Consider the following 23,228-nt stretch of genomic DNA (forward strand, 5'->3'; position numbering starts at 1 on the left):
CGGTGGGTTAGTTTCGGATCGTGAACGCAACCAGCCCCGCAGCCCCCTCCGCCGCACCCCCCGGCCGCGTCGTCCTGCTCACCACCAGCCACCGCGTCGCGCCCGGCCTGCTGTCCTGGCCCGCCTGGCAGGCCCTGCACGCGGCCGACCAGGTGCTGTGCGCGGACGGCGCCCATCCGCAGCTGCCGTACCTGCGGGAGGCGGGCATAGCCGTCGAGGAGGCGGCACCGGCCGCCCAGGACCTGGTCGAGGCCTGCGCCGGCGGACGGACCGTGGTCGTCGTGGCGACGGGCGAGGGCGAACCCGCCCTGACCGACGGCCTGGCGCGTCTCGCGGGCACCGGCCGCGTCCGGATGCCGGAGCTGGAACTGCTCCCCGCCTCCTACGACCTGCCGGGCGCCCGCCTGCTCGACCTCGTCCAGGTCATGGACCGCATCCGGGCCGAGTGCCCCTGGTCGTCACTGCAGACCCACAAGGGCCTGGCCAAGTACGGCATCGAGGAGGCGTACGAACTCGTCGAGGCGATCGAGGAGGGCGACCGTGACGAACTGCGCGAGGAGCTCGGCGACGTCCTCCTCCAGGTCGTCTTCCACGCCCGGATAGCCGAGGAGCACCCGGAGGAGCCCTTCTCCGTCGACGACGTGGCCGGCGGCATCGTCGCCAAGCTCATCCACCGCCACCCCCATGTCTTCGGCGACGAGACGGCGACCACCCCCGAGGAGGTCAAGGCGCACTGGCTGCGCACCAAGGCCGTCGAGAAGCGGCGCACCTCGGTCACCGAGGGCGTCCCGCTCGGCCAGCCCGGTCTGGCCCTCGCCGCCAAGCTGGCGTCCCGCGTCCGCACGGCGGGACTGGACGTCCCCCTGCCCCGGGTGGAGGGCATCGGCTACGAACTGCTCGCCCTGGCGGTGCGGGCCGAGGCGGAGGGAGCCGACCCGGAGGCGGCCCTGCGCGCGGCGGCCCGCGCGTACCGGGACGCGATACGGGCCGTGGAAGGAGCCGGCGAGGAGACGGGCGGAAAGTAACGGTGGGGAAGTAACGGGAGGACAGTCGGGGGAGGAGGGAGCAGGCAGGGGGCAGATACGGTCGGGGCGTGACCGACCAGCACCAGCCTCAGCCCGAGAACACCGCCCCCGAACTCTTCACCTGGGAGTTCGCGAGCGACCCCTACCCCGCCTACGCCTGGCTGCGCGAGCACGCGCCCGTGCACCGGACGCGGCTGCCCAGCGGGGTGGAGGCCTGGCTGGTCACCCGGTACGCCGACGCCAGGCAGACCCTCGCCGACCACCGCCTCTCCAAGAACCCGGCGCACCACGACGAGCCCGCCCACGCCAAGGGGAAGACCGGCATCCCCGGTGAGCGCAAGGCCGAGCTGATGACGCATCTGCTCAACATCGACCCGCCGGACCACACCCGGCTGCGCAGACTGGTCAGCAAGGCGTTCACACCGCGCCGCGTCGCCGAGTTCGAGTCCAGGGTGCAGGAGCTCACCGACGGGCTCATCGACCGGTTCGCGGACCGCGGCTCCGCCGACCTCATCCACGAGTTCGCGTTCCCGCTCCCCATCTACGCCATCTGCGACCTGCTCGGCGTCCCCCGGGAGGACCAGGACGACTTCCGCGACTGGGCGGGCATGATGATCCGGCATCAGGGCGGGCCCAGGGGCGGGGTCGCCCGGTCGGTGAAGAAGATGCGCGGCTATCTCGCCGACCTGATCCACCGCAAGCGTGAGGCGCTGCCCGCCGAACCCACCCCCGGCGAGGACCTCATCTCCGGCCTGATCCGCGCCTCCGACCACGGCGAGCACCTCACCGAGAACGAGGCCGCCGCCATGGCGTTCATCCTCCTGTTCGCCGGTTTCGAGACCACCGTCAACCTCATCGGCAACGGCACCTACGCCCTGCTCACCCACCCCGAGCAGCGCGACCGGCTGCAGAGGTCCCTCGCCGCCGGGGAGCGCGGGCTGCTGGAGACCGGAGTGGAGGAACTCCTGCGCTACGACGGGCCCGTGGAGCTGGCCACCTGGCGGTTCGCCACCGAGGCGCTCACCCTCGGCGGGCAGCACATCGCGGCCGGCGACCCGGTCCTCGTCGTCCTGGCCGCCGCGGACCGCGACCCGGAGCGGTTCGCCGATCCCGACGTGCTCGACCTCGCACGGCGGGACAACCAGCATCTGGGGTACGGCCACGGCATCCACTACTGCCTGGGTGCCCCGCTGGCCCGGCTGGAGGGCCAGACCGCGCTCGCCACGCTGCTGACCCGGCTGCCGGACCTCAGGCTCGCGTCGGATCCGGCCGAACTGCGCTGGCGCGGCGGGCTCATCATGCGCGGACTGCGCACCCTGCCGGTGGAATTCAGCCCACGGCCGAAGTGACCCACCACACGGCCGCCGAAGGTCTGTCGAAGCGATCCGCCGGACGGGCCCGTGACGGCCGCCGGATTGCCGTCGAAGTGGCCTTTGTGCAACCTCCGTGCACCTCCGAAGTGACGGTCGGGACCTCTTCGGGCACGGTCCGTCGCATCGTCGGTGGAGCGGCACGGACATGACGCTCGGTCAGCTCTGTGATCTTCGTGTGATCTGCGCGGCATGAACTTGTGACAAGTGATTGTCTGCGGCTACGTTCACCCATCAAGCACGGTGCCTCGGTTGCACAGCTCCGCAGTTCGACTCGCCGTGCGGGTAACTGTTGTCCTGCGAAAGGTCTCCGCATGCTCTCCGGGAACGGTCGTCACCGTCGCCCCCGCCAGGCTCCGGCTCTTGTCGTCGCTGCCGGAGTGACCGGCTCAGCCATCGCGATTCCGCTCCTCGGGGCCAGTGGCGCCAGTGCGGCCGAGGGCTCGACCTGGAACCGGGTCGCGGAGTGCGAGTCCGGTGGCTCATGGAGCCAGAACTCCGGCAACGGCTACTACGGCGGCCTGCAGTTGACCCAGGAGGACTGGGAGAAGTACGGCGGCCTCGACTACGCGTCCAGCGCCGACCAGGCCAGCCGCGGCCAGCAGATAGCCGTGGCCGAGAAGATCCTCGCCGACCAGGGGGTCGGCGCGTGGCGGGCCTGCGGTCTGCTGTCGGGCCTGAGCGCCGATTCGGGCAAGTCCGTCATCGACACCGGCGCGGACGGCGGCTCGTCGTACGACTCGTCCGGCACCGGAAGCTCCACCACTCCGTCGCCCTCGCAGTCCTCTGACGCCTCGTCGGGCAACAAGGGCAACAAGGGTGCCGAGGGTGATAAGGGGCAGGAGGCGGGTGAAGCATCCGAGTCCGGCGATTCGGGCGCCGAGCCCGGCACCTCCCCCTCCGCTTCCGCTTCTCCCTCCGCCTCGACCCCCGTCAAGGGGGACGACTCGGACAAGTCGGGGCAGAAGGTGGGTTCTTCGGACACGTCCGCGAGTGAGGCCCCCACCGGTCGCCACCGCGGCGCCAGCGCCGAGGAGGAGGTGCGCGAGGACCGTGAGTCCGGAGCCTCCGGCCGGCACGCCTCGCGTGGCGGTCTCGGCTTCTCGCGCGGCCTCGACGTCTCGTCCCCGGCCGACAGGGCCCCCGCGGGCGCCGGGAGTGACTCCTCGGTCGTCTCCGACTCCCTTGCGCTCGGCGGATGGCTCGCCCAGTACGGCGGGGGCGGCGAGGGTGCGGGCGCGGCGGGCTCCAGCCCCATCCTCCCCGGTCAGGCGCTTGCCTTCGGGTTCGGATCGGCTGAAGGCTGACCTTCGAACGGGCGTGTCGATGGCGGCAGTTGAGGTCACATTTCGCGCTGAATGTCCGTTATAAAGGCGATGAGAGATAGGTCTCAGAAGCCCTGATCGTCTTTGATTATCCGCAGGGCGCGTGTCTACGGTCAGGACCGCTCGCCACCGCGGGCCCCGGCTGCCGCCACGCCGAATCCTGCCAGTGGCAGCACGGGAACACTCGTCGCGTCATGCGCCGTAGGCAGGAGCGGGGGAACCAAGGTAGGCGCCGGAGCCGGTGATTGACGCCGGATTCGGCTAGGGGTGGAGCCGCGTCCCGTGAGGGACGCGGCCGGGCAACTCAACCGGCCCGAACCCGACAGCTCACCTCGTAGGCGTCGGTGAGGGGATCCTTCCATGCTGTTTTCCGGCAAGGGCAAGCACCGTCGTCCGTCCAAGGCCACCCGGGTCATCGCCGTCGCAGGCGTCACCGGTGCCGCCGTCGCCGCCCCGCTGATGGCGGCCGGCAACGCTTCCGCCGCCACCGCCTCCGAGTGGGACACCGTCGCCCAGTGCGAGTCCGGCGGCAACTGGTCCATCAACACCGGCAACGGCTACTACGGCGGTCTGCAGTTCTCCGCCTCCACCTGGGCCGGTTACGGCGGCACGCAGTACGCCGCCACCGCCGACCGGGCCAGCAAGGCCCAGCAGATCGAGATAGCCGAGAAGGTCCTCGCGGGCCAGGGCAAGGGCGCCTGGCCGGTCTGCGGCAAGGGCCTGTCCAACGCCGCCTACACCGGCGGCGGCTCGGCCGGGGGCACCGGCAACCAGAGCGCCGGCAACCAGAACAGCGGTTCCTCGCAGGGCACTCAGCAGAACACCCAGAAGCAGAACACCCAGGAGCGGAACACCGGCTCCGCCCCCGAGCGCTCCACCGAGCAGAAGGCCTCCCGCTCCGACGAGCGTCCGGTCGCCGAGAAGAAGACCGTCACCACCCCGACCGGCGAGAAGGTCGAGAAGGGCGACGGCGAGTACAAGGTCGTCAAGGGCGACACCCTCAGCTCGATCGCCGAGGAGCGCGGCGTCAAGGGCGGCTGGAACAAGCTGTTCGAGCTGAACGACGACATCGTCGAGGACGCCGACCTCATCTACCCGGGCCAGCAGCTGCACCTGAAGTAAGGCGGCGGCCGCAGGCTCAGGGCTCCGCCCCCACGGAGTACCCTCCCCGTCCCCACGGGGCCTCCCCCGTCCCCGCGGGGGCTCCCCGCCCCGGTGCGTGTTCCCCGTACGCACCGGGGCGGGGCTTTTCCGTACATGGCGGACCTTCCGGTGTCCGGTGCTCGGTGCCGACCGGAGGGCGCGAGGGTGGCCCGGTTTCCGGGCCCGTCTTTGTTCCGTTCGGAAACAATTTACTCTCGGTTCCGTCCGAGGGGCGGCCGACCGGATGGCCGATCGCCCGGAGCCGGATAGGCTCGTCCCGCAGGGCCCCCGCGGCCCGGCTGATCCACGTCACATCCATGAAGGAGATGCTCGTGCCGTCCATCGACGTCGTCGTAGCCCGGGAAATCCTGGACTCCCGAGGCAACCCCACCGTCGAGGTCGAGGTCGGCCTCGACGACGGCAGCACGGGTCGTGCCGCCGTCCCGTCCGGCGCCTCCACCGGCGCCTTCGAGGCCATCGAACTCCGTGACGGCGACCCCGACCGTTACCAGGGCAAGGGAGTGGAGAAGGCCGTCCTGGCCGTCATCGAGCAGATCGGCCCGGAGCTCGTCGGCTACGACGCCACCGAGCAGCGTCTGATCGACCAGGCGATGTTCGACCTGGACGCCACTGACAACAAGGGCTCCCTCGGCGCCAACGCCATCCTCGGTGTCTCCCTGGCCGTCGCCCACGCCGCCTCCGAGGCCAGCGACCTGCCCCTCTTCCGCTACCTGGGCGGACCCAACGCGCACCTGCTGCCGGTGCCGATGATGAACATCCTCAACGGCGGCTCGCACGCGGACTCCAATGTGGACATCCAGGAGTTCATGATCGCCCCGATCGGCGCGGAGTCCTTCTCCGAGGCCCTGCGCTGGGGCACCGAGGTCTACCACACCCTGAAGAAGGTGCTGAAGAGCCGCGGCCTGTCCACCGGCCTCGGTGACGAGGGCGGCTTCGCCCCGAACCTCGGCTCCAACCGCGAGGCCCTCGACCTCATCCTCGAGGCCATCAAGGAAGCCGGTTACGCCCCGGGCGAGCAGATCGCCCTCGCGCTCGACGTCGCCGCCTCCGAGTTCTACAAGGACGGCTCGTACCTCTTCGAGGGCAAGCAGCGCTCCGCCGCCGAGATGACGGAGTACTACGAGGGGCTCGTCGCGGACTACCCGCTCGTCTCCATCGAGGACCCGCTGTTCGAGGACGACTGGGCCGGCTGGAAGGCCCTCACCGACAAGCTCGGCGACAAGGTCCAGATCGTCGGCGACGACCTGTTCGTCACCAACCCGGAGCGCCTGGCCCGCGGCATCGAGGACGGCGCCGCCAACGCGCTGCTGGTGAAGGTGAACCAGATCGGTTCGCTGACCGAGACCCTGGACGCCGTCGAGTTGGCCCAGCGCAACGGCTTCAAGTGCATGATGTCGCACCGCTCCGGCGAGACCGAGGACGTCACCATCGCCGACCTGGCCGTCGCCACCAACTGCGGCCAGATCAAGACCGGTGCCCCGGCCCGCTCCGAGCGCGTGGCCAAGTACAACCAGCTGCTGCGCATCGAGGAGATCCTCGACGACGCCGCGGTGTACGCGGGCCGCAGCGCCTTCCCGCGGTTCCGCAACGCCTGACGACGCGGCTCCGCCAGTCGTCCGTACGTCCTCGGACACGGTCCCGTACCGTGTCCGGGGACGTACGCGCGTATGAAATGTGAACGGGAGACGGGGGCATGGCCGTGAAGGACCGGGACCGCTTCTCCACCGCGACCAGGATCCGGCTGATCGGTGAGCAGACCGCGGCCCGGGTCTACCGCTCGCAGACCAGACGCCAGGCCCGCCGCTCCCGGCTGACCGGCCGGGCCGCGCTGCTCGCCCTGGTGGTCTGCTCGCTGATCGTGGCGCTCGCCTACCCCATGCGGCAGTACGTGTCCCAGCGCGCCGAGGTCGCCGACCTCCAGCAGGAGCAGGACGAGGCCCGCCGACGGGTCGAGCAGCTGCGCGACCTCAAGGCGCGCTGGCAGGACGACGCCTACGCCGAGCAGCAGGCCCGCGAGCGGCTGCACTACGTCATGCCCGGCGAGACCGGCTACATCGTGATCGACCCGGGCACGGCCGAGAAGTCGCGCACCGACCTCGGAGCGGCCGACCGCCCCTGGTACGCGAACGTCTGGGACGGGGTCGACAAGTCCGACGCCGCCGCGCGGTGAGCCCCGGGTTTAGCCTTATTACCCTCAGCCGTCGTTCCGGACCGCACCACCTCCCGGAGCCTTTTCCGGAGCCCCCTGGGCCCCGAAGCCCTTCAGGAGCCCGGAAGAGGCCGCACGCCCCGCACAGAGACCCGCAGGAAGACACGTATGGACACCCTCCCGCCCCCGACCCCGCGCACCGAGCCGACCGACGCGGACGTCGAGGCCTTCAAGCAGCAGCTCGGGCGGCCCCCGCGCGGGCTGCGCGCCATCGCGCACCGCTGTCCCTGCGGACAGCCCGACGTCGTCGAGACCGCGCCGAGGCTGCCCGACGGCACCCCCTTCCCGACGCTGTACTACCTGACGTGCCCGAAGGCGAACTCCGCGATCGGCACGCTGGAGGCGAACGGCGTGATGAAGGAGATGACGGAGCGGCTGGCGGCGGACCCGGAGCTGGCGGCCGCCTACCGCGCGGCGCACGAGGACTACATCCGGCGCCGTGACGAGATCGAGGAACTGAAGGACTTCCCGAGCGCCGGCGGAATGCCGGACCGGGTGAAGTGCCTGCACGTCCTGGTCGCCCACTCGCTGGCCGCCGGCCCCGGCGTCAACCCGCTGGGCGACGAGGCGCTCGCGATGCTGCCGGAGTGGTGGCGCAAGGGCCCCTGCGTGACCCTGCCCGGCGACGCGCCGACCGACCCGAAGGAGGACGCGCAGTGAGCGCGGGGGCCCGGGTGGCCGCCATCGACTGCGGTACGAACTCCATCCGGCTCCTGGTGGCCGACGCCGACCCGGCGACCGGTGAACTGACCGACCTGGACCGGCGCATGACGATCGTCCGGCTCGGCCAGGACGTCGACCGCACGGGCCGGCTCGCCCCCGAGGCGCTGGAGCGGACGTTCGCCGCCTGCCGCGAGTACGCGGAGATCATCGAGAAGCACGGTGCGAAGCGTCTGCGCTTCGTGGCCACCTCCGCCTCGCGCGACGCCGAGAACCGGGACGTGTTCGTGCGCGGGGTGCTGGACATCCTGGGGGTGGAGCCCGAGGTCATCTCCGGCGACCAGGAGGCCGAGTTCTCCTTCACCGGCGCCACCAGGGAACTGACGGGGCGTGCGGACCTGCGCCGCCCGTTCCTGGTCGTGGACATCGGCGGCGGCTCCACCGAGTTCGTCGTCGGCGACGACCGCGTGCGCGGGGCCCGGTCCGTCGACGTGGGCTGTGTGCGGATGACCGAGCGGCACCTGGTGCGGGACGGGGCGGTGGCGGACCCGCCGACCGAGCGGCAGATCGCGGCGATGCGCGCCGACATCGAGGCCGCCCTCGACCGGGCCGAGGAGACGGTCCCGCTGCGCGAGGCGCGCACCCTGGTCGGCCTGGCCGGATCGGTCACGACGGTGTCGGCGATCGCCCAGGAGCTTCCCGCGTACGACTCGGCGGCCATCCATCACTCCCGGGTCTCCCGGGAGCGCGTCCGCGAGATCACCGAGTGGCTGCTGCGTGCCACCCACGCCGAGCGCGCGGCGGTCCCGTCCATGCACCCGGGCCGTGTCGACGTGATCGGCGCGGGCGCTCTCGTCCTCCTCTCGATCATGGAACGGATCGACGCGAAGGAGGTCGTGGTCAGCGAGCACGACATCCTGGACGGGATCGCCTGGAGTTGCGCACTCGCCGAGTGACCTTTGCACGCGATCCTCGGCGGCATCGCGTTCCACACGGCAGCCGAGGCGCGATAGAAGGTGATCCTCGACGGGAGCGGCTGGTCTTCGGCAGTCGACGCGAGGTGAGAGGCGGGACGCTACAGGTTGCGGTAGACGCCCCGTCGGTCGCCTACCTTGACGACGAGGATGACGAGTTCACCGTCGTTGATCCGGTAGGCGACCCGGTAGCTGCCGACCCGGAGCCGGTAGAGCCCCGATGGGCCGGTGAGCTTCTTGATGTCGGCGTCCTCGCGGTACGGATCGTCACCGAGCGCGGTCAGCGCGGTCAGGATGCGCATGGCGTCAAGTCGGCTGAGGGACCGGAGCTGCCGCTGTGCTGCCGTGGTGAACCTGAACGCGTACTTCACGCCGCGCCTTCACCGCGCTCGTCGAACAGATCCGCCAGCAGCTCGGCCATCGAAACGGTGGGTCCGCCCTCGGCCAGGACTGCTTCCGCCTCGCGAGCCAGCATCACGTCGGCGGCCTCCTCCAGTGCCTCGAAGTCGGTGATCGGCACGACCGCGGCCACTGGGGCGCCGTTGCGTGTGATGACGGTCGGAGTGCCTTCCTCGGCCCGGTTGATGTGTTCCGCCAGGTGTGCGCGCGCTTCCCTGACGGTCACGGTGTTGTCGGTCATGGATCAAGTGTACGCACTTTCGTGTACACGTCGCCAGGCGTGGGAGTCGCGTTCGCGGGACATCCTCGACGGCATCGCGTGGTCCGTCGCGGCCGGCGAGCAGCACTCTGCTGAGCAGTGCGGATACCGGTTGAGCGGTGATCGGAAGGGGCCGATGGGCCCCTCCCGGCGGGTGTCGGCGGGAAAGTTCGTGAAGTTCTTCACAAGGAATCGGCCCCGGTGAGCCGGAGAAGGGGGCCCGGTTGACCCTTTCGGGCCCTCAAACCCCCTTTGAACACGTTCAGAAGGTGCGGACGGGTGCACCCGAGCCGGTTGCCGCAGAAGCCCTGTCCGCAGCCTCGCAGTGCCCCAAAAACCGAAGAGGGGCAGCTCACGAGGTATTGACAACGGGTCACATCGAGTACTCGTTCCCGTTTCCCGGCATGGGCTTGATCACAAAAGTCGGGAAGTGTAACACAGGCACTGGTCGAGCTTGTGAAGGGGCGCACGAGCCCACCCCCGAGGGCGGGTGGATACTCGATGGCATGAGCACCACGGAGCGTCCCAGGATCCTCGTAGTAGGCGGTGGGTACGTAGGCCTGTACGCAGCTCGGCGCATCCAGAAGAAGATGCGTTACGGCGAGGCGACCGTCACCGTCGTCGACCCGCGGTCGTACATGACCTACCAGCCCTTCCTGCCCGAAGCCGCCGCCGGCAACATCTCCCCGCGGCACGTCGTCGTCCCCCTGCGACGCGTGCTCCCCAAGGCGGAGGTCCTCACCGGCCGGGTCACCACCATCGACCAGGACCGCAAGGTCGCCACGGTCGCGCCGCTGGTCGGCGAGGCCTACGAACTGCCCTTCGACTACCTGGTGATCGCGCTCGGCGCGGTCTCCCGCACCTTCCCGATCCCCGGCCTCGCCGAGCAGGGCATCGGCATGAAGGGCATCGAGGAGGCCATCGGCCTGCGCAACCACGTCCTCGAGCAGCTCGACAAGGCCGACTCCACCACGGACGAGGAGATCCGCCGCAAGGCGCTCACCTTCGTCTTCGTCGGCGGTGGCTTCGCCGGCGCGGAGACCATCGGTGAGGTCGAGGACCTGGCCCGGGACGCGGCCAAGTACTACAAGAACGTGTCCCGTGAGGACATGCGCTTCATCCTCGTCGACGCCGCCGACAAGATCCTCCCCGAGGTGGGTCCGAAGCTCGGCAAGTACGGCAAGGAGCACCTCGAGGGCCGCGGCGTCGAGGTCTACCTCTCCACCTCCATGGACTCCTGCGTCGACGGCCACGTCGTGCTGAAGAACGGCCTCGAGGTCGACTCCAACACCATCGTGTGGACGGCGGGCGTCAAGCCGAACCCGGCCCTGGCCCGCTTCGGCCTCCCGCTGGGCCCGCGCGGCCACGTCGACACCCAGCCGACCCTCCAGGTCACCGGCAGCGACTACATCTGGGCCGCGGGCGACAACGCCCAGGTGCCGGACCTCGTGGGCCGCAAGGCCGGCAACGAGAACGCCTGGTGCCCGCCGAACGCCCAGCACGCGCTGCGCCAGGCCAAGGTGCTCGGCGACAACGTGGTCTCCGCCATGCGGGGCTTCCCGCAGAAGGAGTACAGCCACGCCAACAAGGGCGCGGTGGCGGGCCTCGGCCTGCACAAGGGTGTCGCGATGATCGTCGTCGGCAAGGTGAAGATCAAGCTCAAGGGCCGTCTCGCCTGGTACATGCACCGGAGCTACCACGGCATGGCGATGCCGACGTGGAACCGCAAGATCCGGGTCTTCGCCGACTGGACGCTCGCCATGTTCCTCAGGCGCGAGGTCGTCTCGCTGGGTGCGATCCAGTCCCCGCGCGAGGAGTTCTACGAGGCCGCGAAGCCGGCCCCGGTGCCCGCGGCCGCCGAGCCGGTGAAGACCGAGAAGGCCGAGAAGGCCGAGGCCAAGGCTTCCTGACCCGCCGGTCTTCGGGCCCGGTCCCGTCCGGTCTCAGGGCCATCGGTCACCCGAAGGGGTCGCCCGCCATCCGTGGTGCGGGCGGCCCCTTCGGTGCTTTTGCCCGGTCCTGACGCGCGCCGGGTACTGTCCGGCGGCCCACAGGTGCTTACGTGGTGAGGACATTCCGGGATCGCCTTCCCCGAGCTCTCGACCTCGCTCGGGCAGGGGAAGCACCTAGCGGAGGTGTACACCATGAGAGACGCCGCTCCGCGGCTGAAGGGCCTCGTCGAACAGTTGCTGGGCACACCCGTCCCGCTGCGCATCCGCGCCTGGGACGGATCACAAGCCGGCCCCCCGGGCGCACCGACCCTCGTCGTACGCAACCGCCGGGCCGTGCGCCACCTGCTGTGGAAGCCGGGCGAACTCGGCCTCGCCCGCGCCTGGGTGGCCGGTGACCTCGGCATCGACGGCGACCTCTACGCCGCCCTCGACCTGCTCTCCGGCCTCGTCTGGGAGCGCGGTGAGGACGCCCCCACCCTGGCCCGGTCGCTGCGCGACCCCGAGGTCCGCTCCGCCGTCCGAGGCCTCCTCGGGCTGGCGGGCCCGCCGCTGCCGCCCGGCCCGCCGCCGGAGGAGGTCCGCAGGCCCCGCCGCGGCCTGCACACCAAGCGCAGCGACCGACGCGCCATCAGCCACCACTACGACGTCGGCAACGACTTCTACGAGATCGTCCTCGGCCCGTCCATGGTGTACTCCTGCGCCTACTGGCCGGCCCCGCCGCCGCAGGGCACCCTCGAGGAGGCCCAGCACGACAAGCTGGAACTCGTCTGCCGCAAGCTCGCCCTGACGCCGGGCCGGCGCCTGCTGGACGTCGGCTGCGGCTGGGGCTCCATGGCGATCCACGCCGCCCGCGAGCACGGCGTGAGCGTCGTCGGCGTCACCCTCTCCCAGGAGCAGGCCGCCCACGCCCGTAAGCGCGTCGCCGGCGAAGGGCTCACCGACCGCGTAGAGATCAGGGTCCAGGACTACCGTGACGTCCCGGACGGCCCCTACGACGCGATCTCCTCGATCGGCATGGCCGAACACGTCGGCGCCCAGCGGTACCTGGAGTACGCCACGGCCTTGCACCGCCTCCTGAAGCCCGGCGGACGGCTGCTGAACCACCAGATCGCGCGCCGCCCGCAGCGGGACGAGTCGGCGTACCGCCTGAACCCGTTCATGGACGCCTACGTCTTCCCCGACGGGGAACTCGCCCCCGTGGGCACCACGGTGTCCCTGCTGGAGCGGGCCGGCTTCGAGACGCGTGACGTCGAGTCGATCCGCGAGCACTACGCCCTCACCCTGCGCCGCTGGGTGGCGAACCTGGAGGCGGGGTGGGGCCGGGCCGTCACGCTCGCCGGCCCGGGACGGGCCCGCGTCTGGCTGCTGTACATGGCCGCCTCCGCGCTCGCCTTCGAACGCGGCCGCATCGGCGTCAACCAGGTGCTGGCCGTGAAGACCCACGACTCCGGCACCTCCGGCCTCCCCCTGCGCACCCGCACCTGGAACTGAACGGCTCACCCGGGTCCCGACGCGAAGGGGCGGGCCCCGTCGCGATGACCGGTCGTCGGTCGCCGCGACGGGGCCCACCCGCGCGTGCTGTTCGGCTGCGCGTGCCGTCCGGCTTACTCGGTCTTGATCGCCTGCAGCATGTTCAGCCGTGCCGCCCGCCGGGCCGGCCACAGCGCCGCCAGGACGCCCACGACACCGGCCAGCAGCAGGAAGACCGCCAACCGGTCCCAGGGCAGGACCAGTTCGTACGTCGACATCCTGGTCCCCAGGAGCTCACCGGCCGCCCAGCCGAAGAACACGCCCAGCCCGATGCCGAGCACCCCGCCGAACAGGGAGATCACCAGGGACTCCAGGCGGACCATCCGCTTGACGCCCCTGCGGTCCAGGCCGACCGCGCGGAGCATGCCGATCTCCTGGGACCGCTCGAACACCGACATGGCCAGGGTGTTGATGACCCCGATCACCGCGACGAGCACGGCCATGGCCAGCAGCCCGTAGACCATGTTCAGTATCAGCGTGAACATCTGCGCCAACTCGTCGGAGAGGTCCTGCTTGTCCTGGACCTTGATCGCGGGGTTGGTGCCGAGAGCCTTCTCCAGGTTGTCCTTCGCGGTGTCGGAGGCGCCGCCGGAGGTCTTCACCAGGACCAGCATGTCGCCCGGGTCCGACTGGTGCGGGGCGAGCGTCGCGGTGTCGAGCATGACGCCGCGGAACATCTCGTTGCCCTCGTAGACACCGGCGACCGTCAGCTTCTGCTTCTCGCCGTCCTCGTAGGCGACGGTGAGGTCGGAACCGGCCTTCCAGCCGCGGCGCTCGGCCGTTTCGTGGTCGACGACGATCCGCGTGCCGCCCACCTCGAAGGCGCCCTCCCGGACCGGGAACTCGGTCAGCTCGCCGATCGCGGCGCCGTCGACGCCGGTCAGGAAGGCGGTCTCCCCGTCGATGCGGGCCGCCGCGTTGCGCATGGGGCTGGTGGCGGTGACGCCGTCGGCCTCCCGCAGCGTGCGCCCCACGTCCGGCTTCAGCCCGTGGCCGTTCGCCATGGACACCACGTAGTCGGCCTTGATCGAGGAGGCCGCCATCTTGTCGATGGACCTCTGCAGGCTGCCCGCCACCACCGTCATACCGGTGATCAGGGTGAGTCCGATCATCAGCGCGGACGCGGTCGCGGCGGTACGGCGCGGATTGCGCACCGAGTTCTGCCGGGCCAGCTTCCCGGACACCCCGAAGACGCGGAGCACCGGAGCCGCGGCGGCGATCAGCGGGCGGGACAGCAGGGGGGTCAGGACGAACACACCGATGATCAGCAGCACCGCGCCGAGCCCCATGGGAGCCTGGCCGTCCGAGCCGTCCATCGTCGTGGCCACCAGGACCACCGCGACACCGGCCCCCGCGAAGAGCGCGCCCAGCGTGTTGCGCAGCACCAGCGACTTGGTCGTCGCCTTGGCGTGCACCGAGCTCATCGCCGCCACCGGCGGGATCTTCGCGGCCCGGCGGCCGGGCAGCCAGGCGGCGAGCATGGTGATCAGGATGCCGACCGCGAACGCGGTGCCGACGGTGCCCGGCGTGACCACCAAGGGGCCGTCGGGCATGGTCGCGCCCAGCGACCCCACCAGGGAACGCAGCCCGGCGCCGATACCGATACCGGTGAGCAGCCCGACCACGGCGGCGACCGCCCCCACCAGGAACGCCTCGATCAGCACCGACCGCGTGACCTGCCGGCGGGAGGCGCCGACCGCGCGCATCAGCGCCAGTTCCCGGGTGCGCTGGGCGACCAGCATGGTGAAGGTGTTGGCGATGATGAACGTACCGACGAACAACGCGATACCGGCGAACACCAGCAGGCCCTGCTTCATACCGCTCATCGACGAGGCGATCATCTCCGCCTGCGCGTCGGCGAGTTCGCCGCCGGTCCTGGTGCTGACGGCGCCGGCGGGCAGTGCCTTCTCCAGCTGCGAGCGCAGCGCGGCCTCGGAGACGCCGTCCTTCGCCTTGACGGCGATCTCGTCGAACGTGCCCGCCTTGCCGAACAGCTTCTGCGCGGTCGCGGTGTCGAACAGGGTGAGGCTCCCCCCGGCCGCGACATTGCCGTCGTCCGTGGTGAAGACACCGGTGACGACCGGCTCCAGCACGGGACCGTCGACCGACATCCGCACGGTGTCACCGACCTGGTAGCCGGTGCGCTTCGCGGTCTCGGAGTCGATGAGGATCTCGTCGGCGCCCTTGGGCGCGCGTCCGTCGGTCAGCGGGTAGCGGGGGTCGTCGTCGCCCCAGTAGTTGCCGCCCTGCGACTGGAAGCCGTCGCCGACCAGCTTGCCGTCCTTGTCGGCGAGGGCGGTGAACCCCTGGACGATCCCGATGGCCCGCGCGGCACCCGGCACCCCGGCGCTGGCGTCGACCATGGCCGGGGTCAGCTCGTGGTACTCGCCGACCCTGTCGCCCTCGGGCTCCTTCCACTCGGCGGTGACGGCGACGTCGACGTGGTCGAAGCCCTTGGCGGAGCTCTTCTGGAGAGCGTCGGAGAGGGTGTTGGTGAAGACCAGGGTCCCCGACACGAAGGCCACGCCGAGCATCACGGCGAGCACGGTCATCAGGAGCCGGGCCTTGTGCGCGAGCACATTGCGCAAGGCGGTACGGAACATTGGGTGTCTTCTCGGGTCCAGAGGTACGAGGGCGGGAGGAGGGGGTGCGGGACGTCGGGGCGTCGGCCGGTGACGGGGCATCAATCAGTGACGGACGTACGGCTGATGACGTCGCTTCAGCTGGTGCGGCCCTTGGCGTCGAACTTCTTCATGCGGTCGAGCACCGAGTCGGCCGTCGGCCCGTGCATCTCGTCCACGATCCTGCCGTCCGCGAGGAACACCACCCGGTCCGCGTAGGCCGCGGCGACCGGGTCGTGGGTCACCATGACCACCGTCTGCCCCAGCTCGCGCACGGAGTTGCGCAGGAAGCCGAGCACCTCGGCGCCGGAACGGGAGTCGAGGTTGCCGGTGGGCTCGTCGCCGAAGATGATGTCGGGCCGAGAGGCCAACGCCCGTGCCACGGCGACCCGTTGCTGCTGGCCGCCGGACAGCTGCGCGGGCCGGTGGCTCAGCCGGTCGGACAGGCCGACCATCCGGATCACCCTGTCCAGCCACTCCTTGTCCGGCTTGCGCCCCGCGATGTCCATCGGAAGGGTGATGTTCTCCAGGGCCGTGAGGGTCGGCAGCAGGTTGAAGGCCTGGAAGATGAAGCCGATCTTGTCCCGGCGCAGCTTGGTCAGCTGCTTGTCCTTCAGGGAACCCAGCTCGGTGTCACCGATGCGCACGGAACCGGACGAGAACGTGTCGAGACCGGCGACGCAGTGCATGAGCGTGGACTTGCCGGACCCCGACGGTCCCATGATCGCGGTGAACTCCGCCTGCCGGAAGCCGACGGAGACCTGGTCGAGGGCGACCACCCGGGTCTCGCCCTGGCCGTAGATCTTCGACAGGTCCGTGGCGCGCGCGGCCACGGCGGTGGTCCGGTCGGCTGGGGGTCCCCCCGGACGGAGTTTGGGGGAGGGTGCGGTGGTCACGGGATGGGCACTCCTGTCGGGACGACGTGATGCGCGACGACGTCTTTCGCGACGACGCGTTGCGCGGGAACGGGGACGTGGTCCATCGTTTCGCGCGCTCACCGCCGTGTAGTCACCCGCTGCTCCGGTTGTGGGGGGCGACTCGGGGCTGACCACCGGGGCCGCCGTCATACCTGGGGATGACGGCCCACCCTGGCCCCAGGGGGGAGACGGGCCGAGCGGCGGACATCGTCAGAACAGGTGGAGCGCCCTTGTTCATACAGTGAAATTCCGTCATTCCGCATGCGCGGCCGGCCCCCGCCCGCAAGGCTGGTGGCAAGTGCTGATGGCGTTTTCCGTGGCCTGATGCTCCCTCAGGCGCCAATAAAATAAGACAACATGGGGCCACCACCCCGCTGCGGGGGAGAGGGGTCCCGATAGGCTCGGCGTGTGCCCGACGCGGAGCCCATGGCCTGCCCGGATGGTGGAATGCAGACACGGCGAGCTTAAACCTCGCTGCCCCGGTGAGGGGCGTGCCGGTTCAAGTCCGGCTCCGGGCACTTCCGCTGAAACACGTGCCACTGTGGGCGCCCTGCCTGCGGCTGGCGGGTCAGTCCTGCGGGTACTGCTCGCCGGGGGTGAGGGGCCGTTGGTCTCCCGGGCAAGACTGACTACGTGCAGGTCTCGACCGCCACGCCCGCCCGTGAGCAAGCTGTCGGCCTGGCCAAGGGGCGGTCAAGGCGCGGCTCGCTGCGGGTTCACAGGTCATCGGCCCCGTCACGTCGGTGTTCCGGCACCTCGGAGAGTTCGGCGAAGGCGAGGAGGGGCGACTGCTCCTCACGACGACCGGCGAACGGTGCCCGGAGCTGATCGCTGCACCGGTTTCGGGGGCGCCCCGCTGCCTGGACCGGATCAAGGACAACGTGCGCCCCGAGGAGTCCCGGACGCCGGCGTGCTCCGGTACGTTTCGTACGGCCGGGGCGTTCTTGTGCGGGTGGGGTGATCCCTCCGGGCTCCAGGCCGCTCCCCTGCCGCGCAGGGCGGCTTACGGACTCCTCGGTCCTGCTTCTGGCCGAGGGCTGTGCGGAGCCAGTCGGGTGAACCGGTCTCGAGCACGGCGCCTGCGAGGGCTCGACCGCTCTCGGTGACGATCCGGCCGCGGCTGTCGTCGATCCACCGCTGAGCGTTTCTCGAGGTCTCCGGCCGGCACGCGAGCATCGAGGACGCCTCCGAGGAAACCGAGGGCGCCGTGGGAGCGGCCGGCTGGGGATGATCTCCGGCCGGTTCCGGACAGGTTCCGGATCTGTCATGGTTCGGGCCCCTGTGGTGAGGGGAATCACGCGGCCGCGTAGCGTGTTGCGCAGCACGACAGGGGAAAGATCCTCCCAAGGTAGGGGGGTCATTCCTTTGCCTACCCATTACTCTTGAGCCCAAGGCCATGCTGTGTGGCCATGGAGGAGTGCAATGAGGAGCAGAAACCCGGTCTTCTCGCGACGGGGGTTCAGCCGCGACAACGGCTACGCGGGCTTCAACACCGCGCCGCAGGCCGGGGGTCCCGCTGTCGCCACGCAGGGCAACCCGTACGCGCAGCCCACCGGCAACCCGTACGCGCAGAACCCCTACGCGCAGAACCCGTACGGACAGCAGGACCTGCAGCACGGTGCGCCGCCGCAGGCGCCGGCCGCGACCGGCCGGATGACCATCGACGACGTCATCATGCGCACGGCGAGCACGCTCGGCCTGCTCATCGTGGCCGCGGCCCTCTCCTGGGCCCTGCTGCCCGTCGACGAGGCCAACATCAGCCGGTCCTACGGCATCGGCATCGGCGCCGCGCTGCTCGGCATGGTCCTGGCGCTCGTGCAGTCGTTCAAGCGCAAGGCCTCGCCCGCGCTGATCCTGACGTATGCCGCCGTCGAGGGCGTCTTCCTCGGTGTCATCTCCAACATCGTCGACACCCACGTCGCCAACGGTGCGGCCATGCAGGCCGTGCTCGGCACCATGGCGGTCTTCGCCGCCGTGCTGGTGGCGTACAAGGCGGGCTGGATCCGCGTCAACCGCCGTTTCTACGGCTTCGTGATGGCGGCCGCGCTCGGCTTCATCCTGCTGATGGGCGTGAACCTGCTGTTCGCGGTGTTCGGCGGCGGTGACGGCCTCGGCTTCCGCAGCGGCCCGCTCGGCATCGTCTTCGGCATCGTCGGCATTATCCTCGGTGCCTGCTTCCTCGCCCTGGACTTCAAGCAGGTCGAGGACGGCCTCGCCTACGGTGCCCCGCGCGAGGAGGCCTGGTTCGCGGCCTTCGGCCTCACGCTGACGCTGGTGTGGATCTACCTGGAGTTCCTGAGGCTCATCTCGATCCTCAACAGCAGCGACTGACGCCGCGCCACGGCAGTGGCACGTGCAGGCGAAGGGCCCCGGGGTCTCCCCGGGGCCCTTCGCCGTGGTGCGGACGGGGGAACACCTAGAGCAGCTTGCGCGCGGCCCTTCTCAGGTCGTACTCGTGGACGATCGCCTTGGCGTGGCCGTACGCCAGGTCGTATTCGTGGCGGAGCCAGCTGACCTTCTCCTCGAAGCGGAAGAGAGACGGTCCTTCTTCGACGGCGCGCAGCCAGTCGGAGATCTCACGACCGGTGCAGTGCGGGATACGGGCGAGCAGGTTGCGATGGGTCTCCTCGGAGAAGACTTGGGACATCGGCGCCTCCAGCGCAGGGGTGTGAGCCGGTCCTTCAGGTCACCGTGCCTGAGTGTTCGTCCGTTGGCAACAGCCCCACCACGCCGCGTACGCTCACCGCGTGCTTGATACGACGCCCCTCATCCGTGCCGTGGACCATTTCGCCGACCGTCTGCGGGCCGCGCCGCAGAGCCGGCTGCAGCGGGGAGCCGCTGCCGAGGCACTGGCTCTGGCCAGGGAGTTGGCGCGGCGGACCCAGCGCGTCGAGGAGCCGGGTACCGAGCCCCGGGAGATGCCCGACGCGGGCATGTTCGCCGCCGCGGACCAGATCTCCGTCGCCGGTCACGACCTGGCCCTCGTACTGAAGAACGAGGGGGAGGTCGAGGAGGCGGTGCGGCTCGTGGAGGAGTCACAGAAACGCGCCGGGGTGTAGGTGCCCGCAGGAGAGACGCCCCGGGTCAGAGGGACGCGATGACGCGGTCCGCCAGGATGTAGACGTTCTCCTCGCCGCAGGCGAAGGTCAGCGTGTACGCGCCCGAGACGCCGGAGCCGCCGAGCAGGAACGGGGTCTCGCCCTCGCGCAGGGCCGCGGCCAGGCGCTCCGCGGTCTCGCGGTGCCCCGGTGTCATGCACAGCGTCGTGCCGTCGGCGAAGACGTAGACGTCCAGCGTGCCCAGCGGGCCGGGGCGGACGTCGGTCAGCTCCACCTCGGAGGCGGCCAGCTCCTCCAGCGTGGACACGGTGCGCTCGTCGTCGGCGACGGCAGGGGCCGGGTGGGGCACGAAGTCCGGGTGCGAGGGGTGCCGGCGGCGGGCCGCGGCCAGCTCGGGGGAGTCCGCGGGGGTGCCGCCCTGGACGAAGTCCTTGGGGTCCCTGAAGTCCTTGGGGTCCTTGGAGTCCTTGGGGGCGTACGTGTCGGCGTCGGCACCCGGCTCGGTCACCGGCTCCAGACCGACGAAATCGGCCTGCCGCGGCAGGAACAGCTCGCTGTCGGCCAGGCCCAGCAGGGTGGGCGCGTCGGAGATGTCACGGGCCTCCTGGGCGGCCCAGAACGCCCGCGCCTCGGCGAGCTCCCGTTCCCGTTCCTCCGCGAGCGCCTCGGCCACGGCCGCGCGTATCTCGTCGGCGTGGGCCGCGCGGGCGGTGGGCAGCAGCGCGCGCAGGGCGGCGGCGTTGTTCCTGGCCAGCTCGGTGTGCAGAGCCGCGACCTGTCGGCGCAGCACCAAGATGCTGCGCAGGACGGCGACGCCCACGGCACCGGTGGCGGCCGTGGTGACCAGCAGGGCGATCGGCATGGCGCTCACTGACGTACTCCCGGTTCAAGGTCGACCCCGACTTCCTACATCAGCTTGAAGGGCGGACTAACCATCTGTCAGTGCGTAACGTCACGAAACGGACAGAGTGTGGTTTCCGGGCTGGCTGGGGGTAGGGCTCTGACCTGCGTGAATCTCCTCGGCGAGGGAGATAGGTCACATCCTGGGGGCGATTGGATCACGGAACGGCCCGGAACCCCGGTGGTTCGGGGGTTCCGGGCCGTTGCCTCACCGACCGTGCCGCTCCGGCTACTTTGCGGCTCGCCGCAGCGGCCGTCCGAGGCGGCCGTCCGAGGCGGCCGGTCGAGTCGAGCCGATCAGCTGAGGCGCTCGATGACCATGGCCATGCCCTGACCGCCGCCGACGCACATCGTCTCCAGGCCGAACTGCTTGTCGTGGAACTGCAGGGAGTTGATGAGTGTGGCGGTGATGCGGGCGCCGGTCATGCCGAAGGGGTGGCCGACGGCGATGGCGCCACCGTTGACGTTCAGCTTCTCCAGCGGGATGCCGAGCTCGCGGTAGGAGGGGATCACCTGGGCGGCGAACGCCTCGTTGATCTCGACCAGGTCGATGTCGTCGATGGTGAGACCGGCGCGGGACAGGGCCTGCCTGCTCGCCTCGACCGGGCCGAGGCCCATGATCTCCGGGGAGAGGCCGGAGACGCCGGTGGAGACGATCCGGGCGAGCGGGGTCAGGCCGAGCTCGCGGGCCTTGGTGTCGCTCATGACGACCAGCGCGGCGGCGCCGTCGTTGAGCGGGCAGCAGTTGCCGGCGGTGACCAGGCCGTCGGGGCGGAAGACGGGCTTGAGACCGGAGACGCCCTCCATGGTGACTCCGGCGCGCGGGCCGTCGTCCTTGGTGACGACCGTGCCGTCGGGCAGCGTCACCGGAGTGATCTCGCGCTCCCAGAAGCCGTTCTTGATGGCTTCCTCGGCGAGGTTCTGCGAGCGGACGCCGAACTCGTCCATCTCCTGGCGGGTGACGCCCTTGGCGCGCGCCAGGTTCTCGGCGGTCTGGCCCATCGCGATGTAGGCGTCCGGGACGAGGCCGTCCTCGCGCGGGTCGTGCCAGGTGGTGCCCTCCTGTTCCGCGACGGCGGCGGTACGGGCCTCGGCCTCGGCGAAGAACGGGTTGCGGGTGTCGGGAAGGCTGTCGGAGTTGCCCTTGGCGAACCGGGAGACCGTCTCGACGCCGGCCGAGATGAAGACGTCGCCCTCCCCGGCCTTGATGGCGTGCAGCGCCATGCGGGAGGTCTGCAGGGACGACGAGCAGTAGCGGGTGATGGTGCAGCCGGGGAGGTGGTCCATCCCCATCTGCACGGCGACGATGCGGCCGAGGTTGTTGCCCTGCTCGCCGCCGGGCAGGCCGCAGCCGAGCATCAGGTCGTCGATGTCCTTCGGGTCCAGCTCGGGGACCTTGGCGAGGGCGGCCTGGATGATCGAGGCGGTCAGGTCGTCCGGGCGCACGTCCTTCAGGGAGCCCTTGAAGGCGCGGCCGATGGGGGAGCGGGCGGCTGAGACGATCACGGCTTCGGGCATCACGGCTCCTGAGGGGTGGTGGTCGGGTGACGGGACGGAAGGGGCGGCGCGTAGCGCCTCGTTGAGGGGCGGTGGTCGGGTGACGGGACGGAAGGGGCGGCGCGTAGCGCCTCGTTGAGGGGCGGTGGTCGGGTGACGGGTGGGCTGCTTGGGAAGCTACCCGGCCGTAGTGGCGGGGTCACGAGGGGCGCGGTGTGACTCTGGCCGCAGTTTACTAAGCGCTTGCTTTTGCCTGGGGTCCCCCGGAATCCGTCGCCGGAGCGGATTCCGGCTCGAGCTCCGGTTCCGGTACCCGGCGGCGCTTGCGGCGCTTGAGGAGGGCCCAGGGACCCCGGAGGCCCGTCGGCCCGGCCGCCGTGACCTCGGTGCCCGCCTCCGAAGCGGCCTCGGCCGCCGCCCGGGCGACGGGGAGGAAGCCCTCGCGGCGGGCCGCGTCGGGACGCTCCTCCAACGCGGGCCACAGTCCGAGCACGGCGCAGACGGTCGGCAGGACGGCCATGGCGGCCGTGGCGTACCCCTCGGCGGAGGGGTGGTAGTTGTCGGGGCCGAAGAGCTCGCGGGGGTTCGCCGCGAACTCGGGGCCCAGCAGATCGCCCAGTGACACCGTGCGCCCGCCCTGTTCGACCGTGCCGATCGTCTGGGCCGCCGCCAGCTGCCGGGAGGCCCGCCGGGCCAGCCAGCGCAGGGGCTGCCACACCGGCTCGATCGTGCCCAGGTCCGGGCAGGTGCCGACGACGACCTCCGCTCCGGCCGTCCGCAGCCGGCGTACCGCCGAGGCCAGGTGACGGACGGAGAGGGCGGGCGACAGGCGGTGCGTGACGTCGTTCGCCCCGATCATGATCACGCAGATGTCGGGCACCCGGGCCGGATCGGCCAGGGCCCGGCTCACCTGCCGGTCCAGGTCGTCGGAGCGGGCTCCGGGCACCGCCACCGTGCTCAGCCCCACGGGCCGTTCCGCGATCGCCGCGACGCCCGACGCCAGCAGCGCGCCCGGGGTCTGCCCGGCCCGGTGCACTCCCTGGCCGGCGGCCGTGGAGTCGCCCAGCATCGTCAGCCGCAGCGCCGGTTCACCGGGCACCGTGTAGGCGGCGCCGTACAGGCCGTCCGCGTTCGGTACGTGCGGAGTCGTGCCGTTGCCCACCCGCCGCCGCGCCAGCTGGGCCTCGGCCAGCAGCAGCCCGACGGCGGCCGCACCGGCCAGCCCGACGCCCCCGCCGCCGTACGCCGCGCCCGCCGCGATCCGCCGGGCCACTCTCGCCCTCGACATGCGTGTCATGCCTCGCCGCCACCTCCTCGAAGCCGTACACCCAGTGCTTGCCCCGTACGGACCGTGGTCCAATCTCGAC

The 23,228-nt window shown here is 70.8% G+C and carries 20 protein-coding genes, 1 tRNA gene, 1 pseudogene and 1 riboswitch; of the genes and pseudogenes, 13 read left to right on the forward strand and 9 right to left on the reverse strand.

Features of this window, described 5'->3' with window-relative positions; all coding sequences use genetic code 11:
- Positions 1 to 20: 20 nt before the first annotated feature.
- The 8 genes from DIZ27_RS35030 to DIZ27_RS35065 all read left to right on the forward strand — a co-directional run bounded on the left by DIZ27_RS35030 (position 21) and on the right by DIZ27_RS35065 (position 8,709).
- Complete coding sequence (locus DIZ27_RS35030; RefSeq protein WP_109382447.1) at positions 21 to 1,025, forward strand: nucleoside triphosphate pyrophosphohydrolase; 1,005 nt, start codon at positions 21 to 23, stop codon at positions 1,023 to 1,025.
- A 68-nt stretch (positions 1,026 to 1,093) separates the two neighbouring features.
- A complete protein-coding gene (locus DIZ27_RS35035) occupies positions 1,094 to 2,374 on the forward strand; it encodes a cytochrome P450 (protein ID WP_109382448.1) in 1,281 nt (426 codons plus the stop codon).
- 401 nt (positions 2,375 to 2,775) lie between these two features.
- Positions 2,776 to 3,702 (forward strand): transglycosylase family protein, encoded by a 927-nt coding sequence (locus DIZ27_RS35040; RefSeq protein WP_309074941.1) that lies wholly within the window; start codon positions 2,776 to 2,778, stop codon positions 3,700 to 3,702.
- A gap of 205 nt (positions 3,703 to 3,907) precedes the next feature.
- A riboswitch (cyclic di-AMP (ydaO/yuaA leader) is annotated at positions 3,908 to 4,076 on the forward strand.
- Between the two features lie 4 nt (positions 4,077 to 4,080).
- Positions 4,081 to 4,842: a transglycosylase family protein gene (locus DIZ27_RS35045; protein ID WP_109382450.1), complete on the forward strand. Its 762-nt coding sequence runs from the start codon at positions 4,081 to 4,083 to the stop codon at positions 4,840 to 4,842.
- Between the two features lie 353 nt (positions 4,843 to 5,195).
- Positions 5,196 to 6,479: a phosphopyruvate hydratase gene (gene eno / locus DIZ27_RS35050; RefSeq protein WP_109382474.1), complete on the forward strand. Its 1,284-nt coding sequence runs from the start codon at positions 5,196 to 5,198 to the stop codon at positions 6,477 to 6,479.
- 98 nt (positions 6,480 to 6,577) lie between these two features.
- Positions 6,578 to 7,054: a septum formation initiator family protein gene (locus DIZ27_RS35055; RefSeq protein ID WP_109382451.1), complete on the forward strand. Its 477-nt coding sequence runs from the start codon at positions 6,578 to 6,580 to the stop codon at positions 7,052 to 7,054.
- A 147-nt stretch (positions 7,055 to 7,201) separates the two neighbouring features.
- Positions 7,202 to 7,753, forward strand: a complete 552-nt coding sequence (locus tag DIZ27_RS35060) for a DUF501 domain-containing protein (protein WP_109382452.1) — start codon at positions 7,202 to 7,204, stop codon at positions 7,751 to 7,753.
- Positions 7,750 to 8,709, forward strand: a complete 960-nt coding sequence (locus DIZ27_RS35065; protein ID WP_181383837.1) for a Ppx/GppA phosphatase family protein — start codon at positions 7,750 to 7,752, stop codon at positions 8,707 to 8,709. Before DIZ27_RS35060 ends, DIZ27_RS35065 begins: the two co-directional genes overlap by 4 nt.
- A gap of 119 nt (positions 8,710 to 8,828) precedes the next feature.
- On the opposite strand, the gene DIZ27_RS35070 is transcribed toward DIZ27_RS35065, so the two are convergent.
- Both DIZ27_RS35070 and DIZ27_RS35075 read right to left on the reverse strand, forming a co-directional pair.
- The gene (locus tag DIZ27_RS35070) at positions 8,829 to 9,098 is read right to left on the reverse strand and encodes a type II toxin-antitoxin system RelE/ParE family toxin (protein ID WP_109382453.1); all 270 of its coding nucleotides are present in this window, start codon (positions 9,096 to 9,098) and stop codon (positions 8,829 to 8,831) included.
- Complete coding sequence (locus DIZ27_RS35075; protein WP_109382454.1) at positions 9,095 to 9,367, reverse strand: type II toxin-antitoxin system Phd/YefM family antitoxin; 273 nt, start codon at positions 9,365 to 9,367, stop codon at positions 9,095 to 9,097. The genes DIZ27_RS35070 and DIZ27_RS35075 overlap by 4 nt, the downstream gene beginning before the upstream one ends.
- Positions 9,368 to 9,891: 524 nt before the next feature.
- On the opposite strand from DIZ27_RS35075, the gene DIZ27_RS35080 reads away from it, so the two are divergent.
- Both DIZ27_RS35080 and DIZ27_RS35085 read left to right on the forward strand, forming a co-directional pair.
- The gene (locus tag DIZ27_RS35080) at positions 9,892 to 11,295 is read left to right on the forward strand and encodes an NAD(P)/FAD-dependent oxidoreductase (RefSeq protein ID WP_109382455.1); all 1,404 of its coding nucleotides are present in this window, start codon (positions 9,892 to 9,894) and stop codon (positions 11,293 to 11,295) included.
- A 234-nt stretch (positions 11,296 to 11,529) separates the two neighbouring features.
- Positions 11,530 to 12,828 (forward strand): class I SAM-dependent methyltransferase, encoded by a 1,299-nt coding sequence (locus DIZ27_RS35085; RefSeq protein ID WP_109382476.1) that lies wholly within the window; start codon positions 11,530 to 11,532, stop codon positions 12,826 to 12,828.
- A gap of 113 nt (positions 12,829 to 12,941) precedes the next feature.
- Here DIZ27_RS35085 and DIZ27_RS35090 read toward each other — a convergent pair whose 3' ends face one another.
- Together DIZ27_RS35090 and DIZ27_RS35095 are read right to left on the reverse strand one after the other, a co-directional pair.
- Entirely contained in the window at positions 12,942 to 15,470 is a 2,529-nt protein-coding gene (locus tag DIZ27_RS35090; RefSeq protein WP_109382456.1) for an ABC transporter permease, read from the reverse strand.
- Between the two features lie 116 nt (positions 15,471 to 15,586).
- Positions 15,587 to 16,384, reverse strand: coding sequence for an ABC transporter ATP-binding protein (locus tag DIZ27_RS35095; RefSeq protein WP_109382457.1), 798 nt, complete (start codon positions 16,382 to 16,384; stop codon positions 15,587 to 15,589).
- A 454-nt stretch (positions 16,385 to 16,838) separates the two neighbouring features.
- Between DIZ27_RS35095 and DIZ27_RS35105 the strand changes: the two genes are divergently transcribed.
- Positions 16,839 to 16,923 (forward strand) — tRNA-Leu (locus DIZ27_RS35105).
- A gap of 505 nt (positions 16,924 to 17,428) precedes the next feature.
- Here the strand turns inward: DIZ27_RS35105 and DIZ27_RS47765 are convergent.
- Positions 17,429 to 17,551, reverse strand: a pseudogene (locus DIZ27_RS47765) (HAD family hydrolase); the annotation flags it as partial.
- Positions 17,552 to 17,827: 276 nt separating this feature from the next.
- On the opposite strand from DIZ27_RS47765, the gene DIZ27_RS35120 reads away from it, so the two are divergent.
- Positions 17,828 to 18,736, forward strand: coding sequence for a Bax inhibitor-1/YccA family protein (locus DIZ27_RS35120; protein WP_109382458.1), 909 nt, complete (start codon positions 17,828 to 17,830; stop codon positions 18,734 to 18,736).
- 85 nt (positions 18,737 to 18,821) lie between these two features.
- Here DIZ27_RS35120 and DIZ27_RS35125 read toward each other — a convergent pair whose 3' ends face one another.
- Positions 18,822 to 19,052, reverse strand: a complete 231-nt coding sequence (locus DIZ27_RS35125) for a DUF4287 domain-containing protein (RefSeq protein WP_109382459.1) — start codon at positions 19,050 to 19,052, stop codon at positions 18,822 to 18,824.
- 100 nt (positions 19,053 to 19,152) lie between these two features.
- Here DIZ27_RS35125 and DIZ27_RS35130 point away from each other — a divergent pair, with 100 nt between their 5' ends.
- Positions 19,153 to 19,464, forward strand: coding sequence for a hypothetical protein (locus tag DIZ27_RS35130; RefSeq protein ID WP_109382477.1), 312 nt, complete (start codon positions 19,153 to 19,155; stop codon positions 19,462 to 19,464).
- Positions 19,465 to 19,489: 25 nt separating this feature from the next.
- On the opposite strand, the gene DIZ27_RS35135 is transcribed toward DIZ27_RS35130, so the two are convergent.
- The 3 genes from DIZ27_RS35135 to DIZ27_RS35145 all read right to left on the reverse strand — a co-directional run bounded on the left by DIZ27_RS35135 (position 19,490) and on the right by DIZ27_RS35145 (position 23,158).
- Positions 19,490 to 20,335 (reverse strand): hypothetical protein, encoded by an 846-nt coding sequence (locus tag DIZ27_RS35135; RefSeq protein ID WP_109382460.1) that lies wholly within the window; start codon positions 20,333 to 20,335, stop codon positions 19,490 to 19,492.
- 326 nt (positions 20,336 to 20,661) lie between these two features.
- Positions 20,662 to 21,882 carry an acetyl-CoA C-acetyltransferase gene (locus tag DIZ27_RS35140; protein WP_109382461.1) on the reverse strand — a complete coding sequence of 407 codons (1,221 nt, stop codon included), beginning with the start codon at positions 21,880 to 21,882 and terminating at the stop codon, positions 20,662 to 20,664.
- 214 nt (positions 21,883 to 22,096) lie between these two features.
- Entirely contained in the window at positions 22,097 to 23,158 is a 1,062-nt protein-coding gene (locus DIZ27_RS35145) for an SGNH/GDSL hydrolase family protein (RefSeq protein ID WP_109382462.1), read from the reverse strand.
- Positions 23,159 to 23,228: the final 70 nt, after the last annotated feature.

Origin of the sequence: Streptomyces sp. NWU339 (assembly GCF_003143855.1) — a bacterium.
GTDB lineage: Bacteria > Actinomycetota > Actinomycetes > Streptomycetales > Streptomycetaceae > Streptomyces.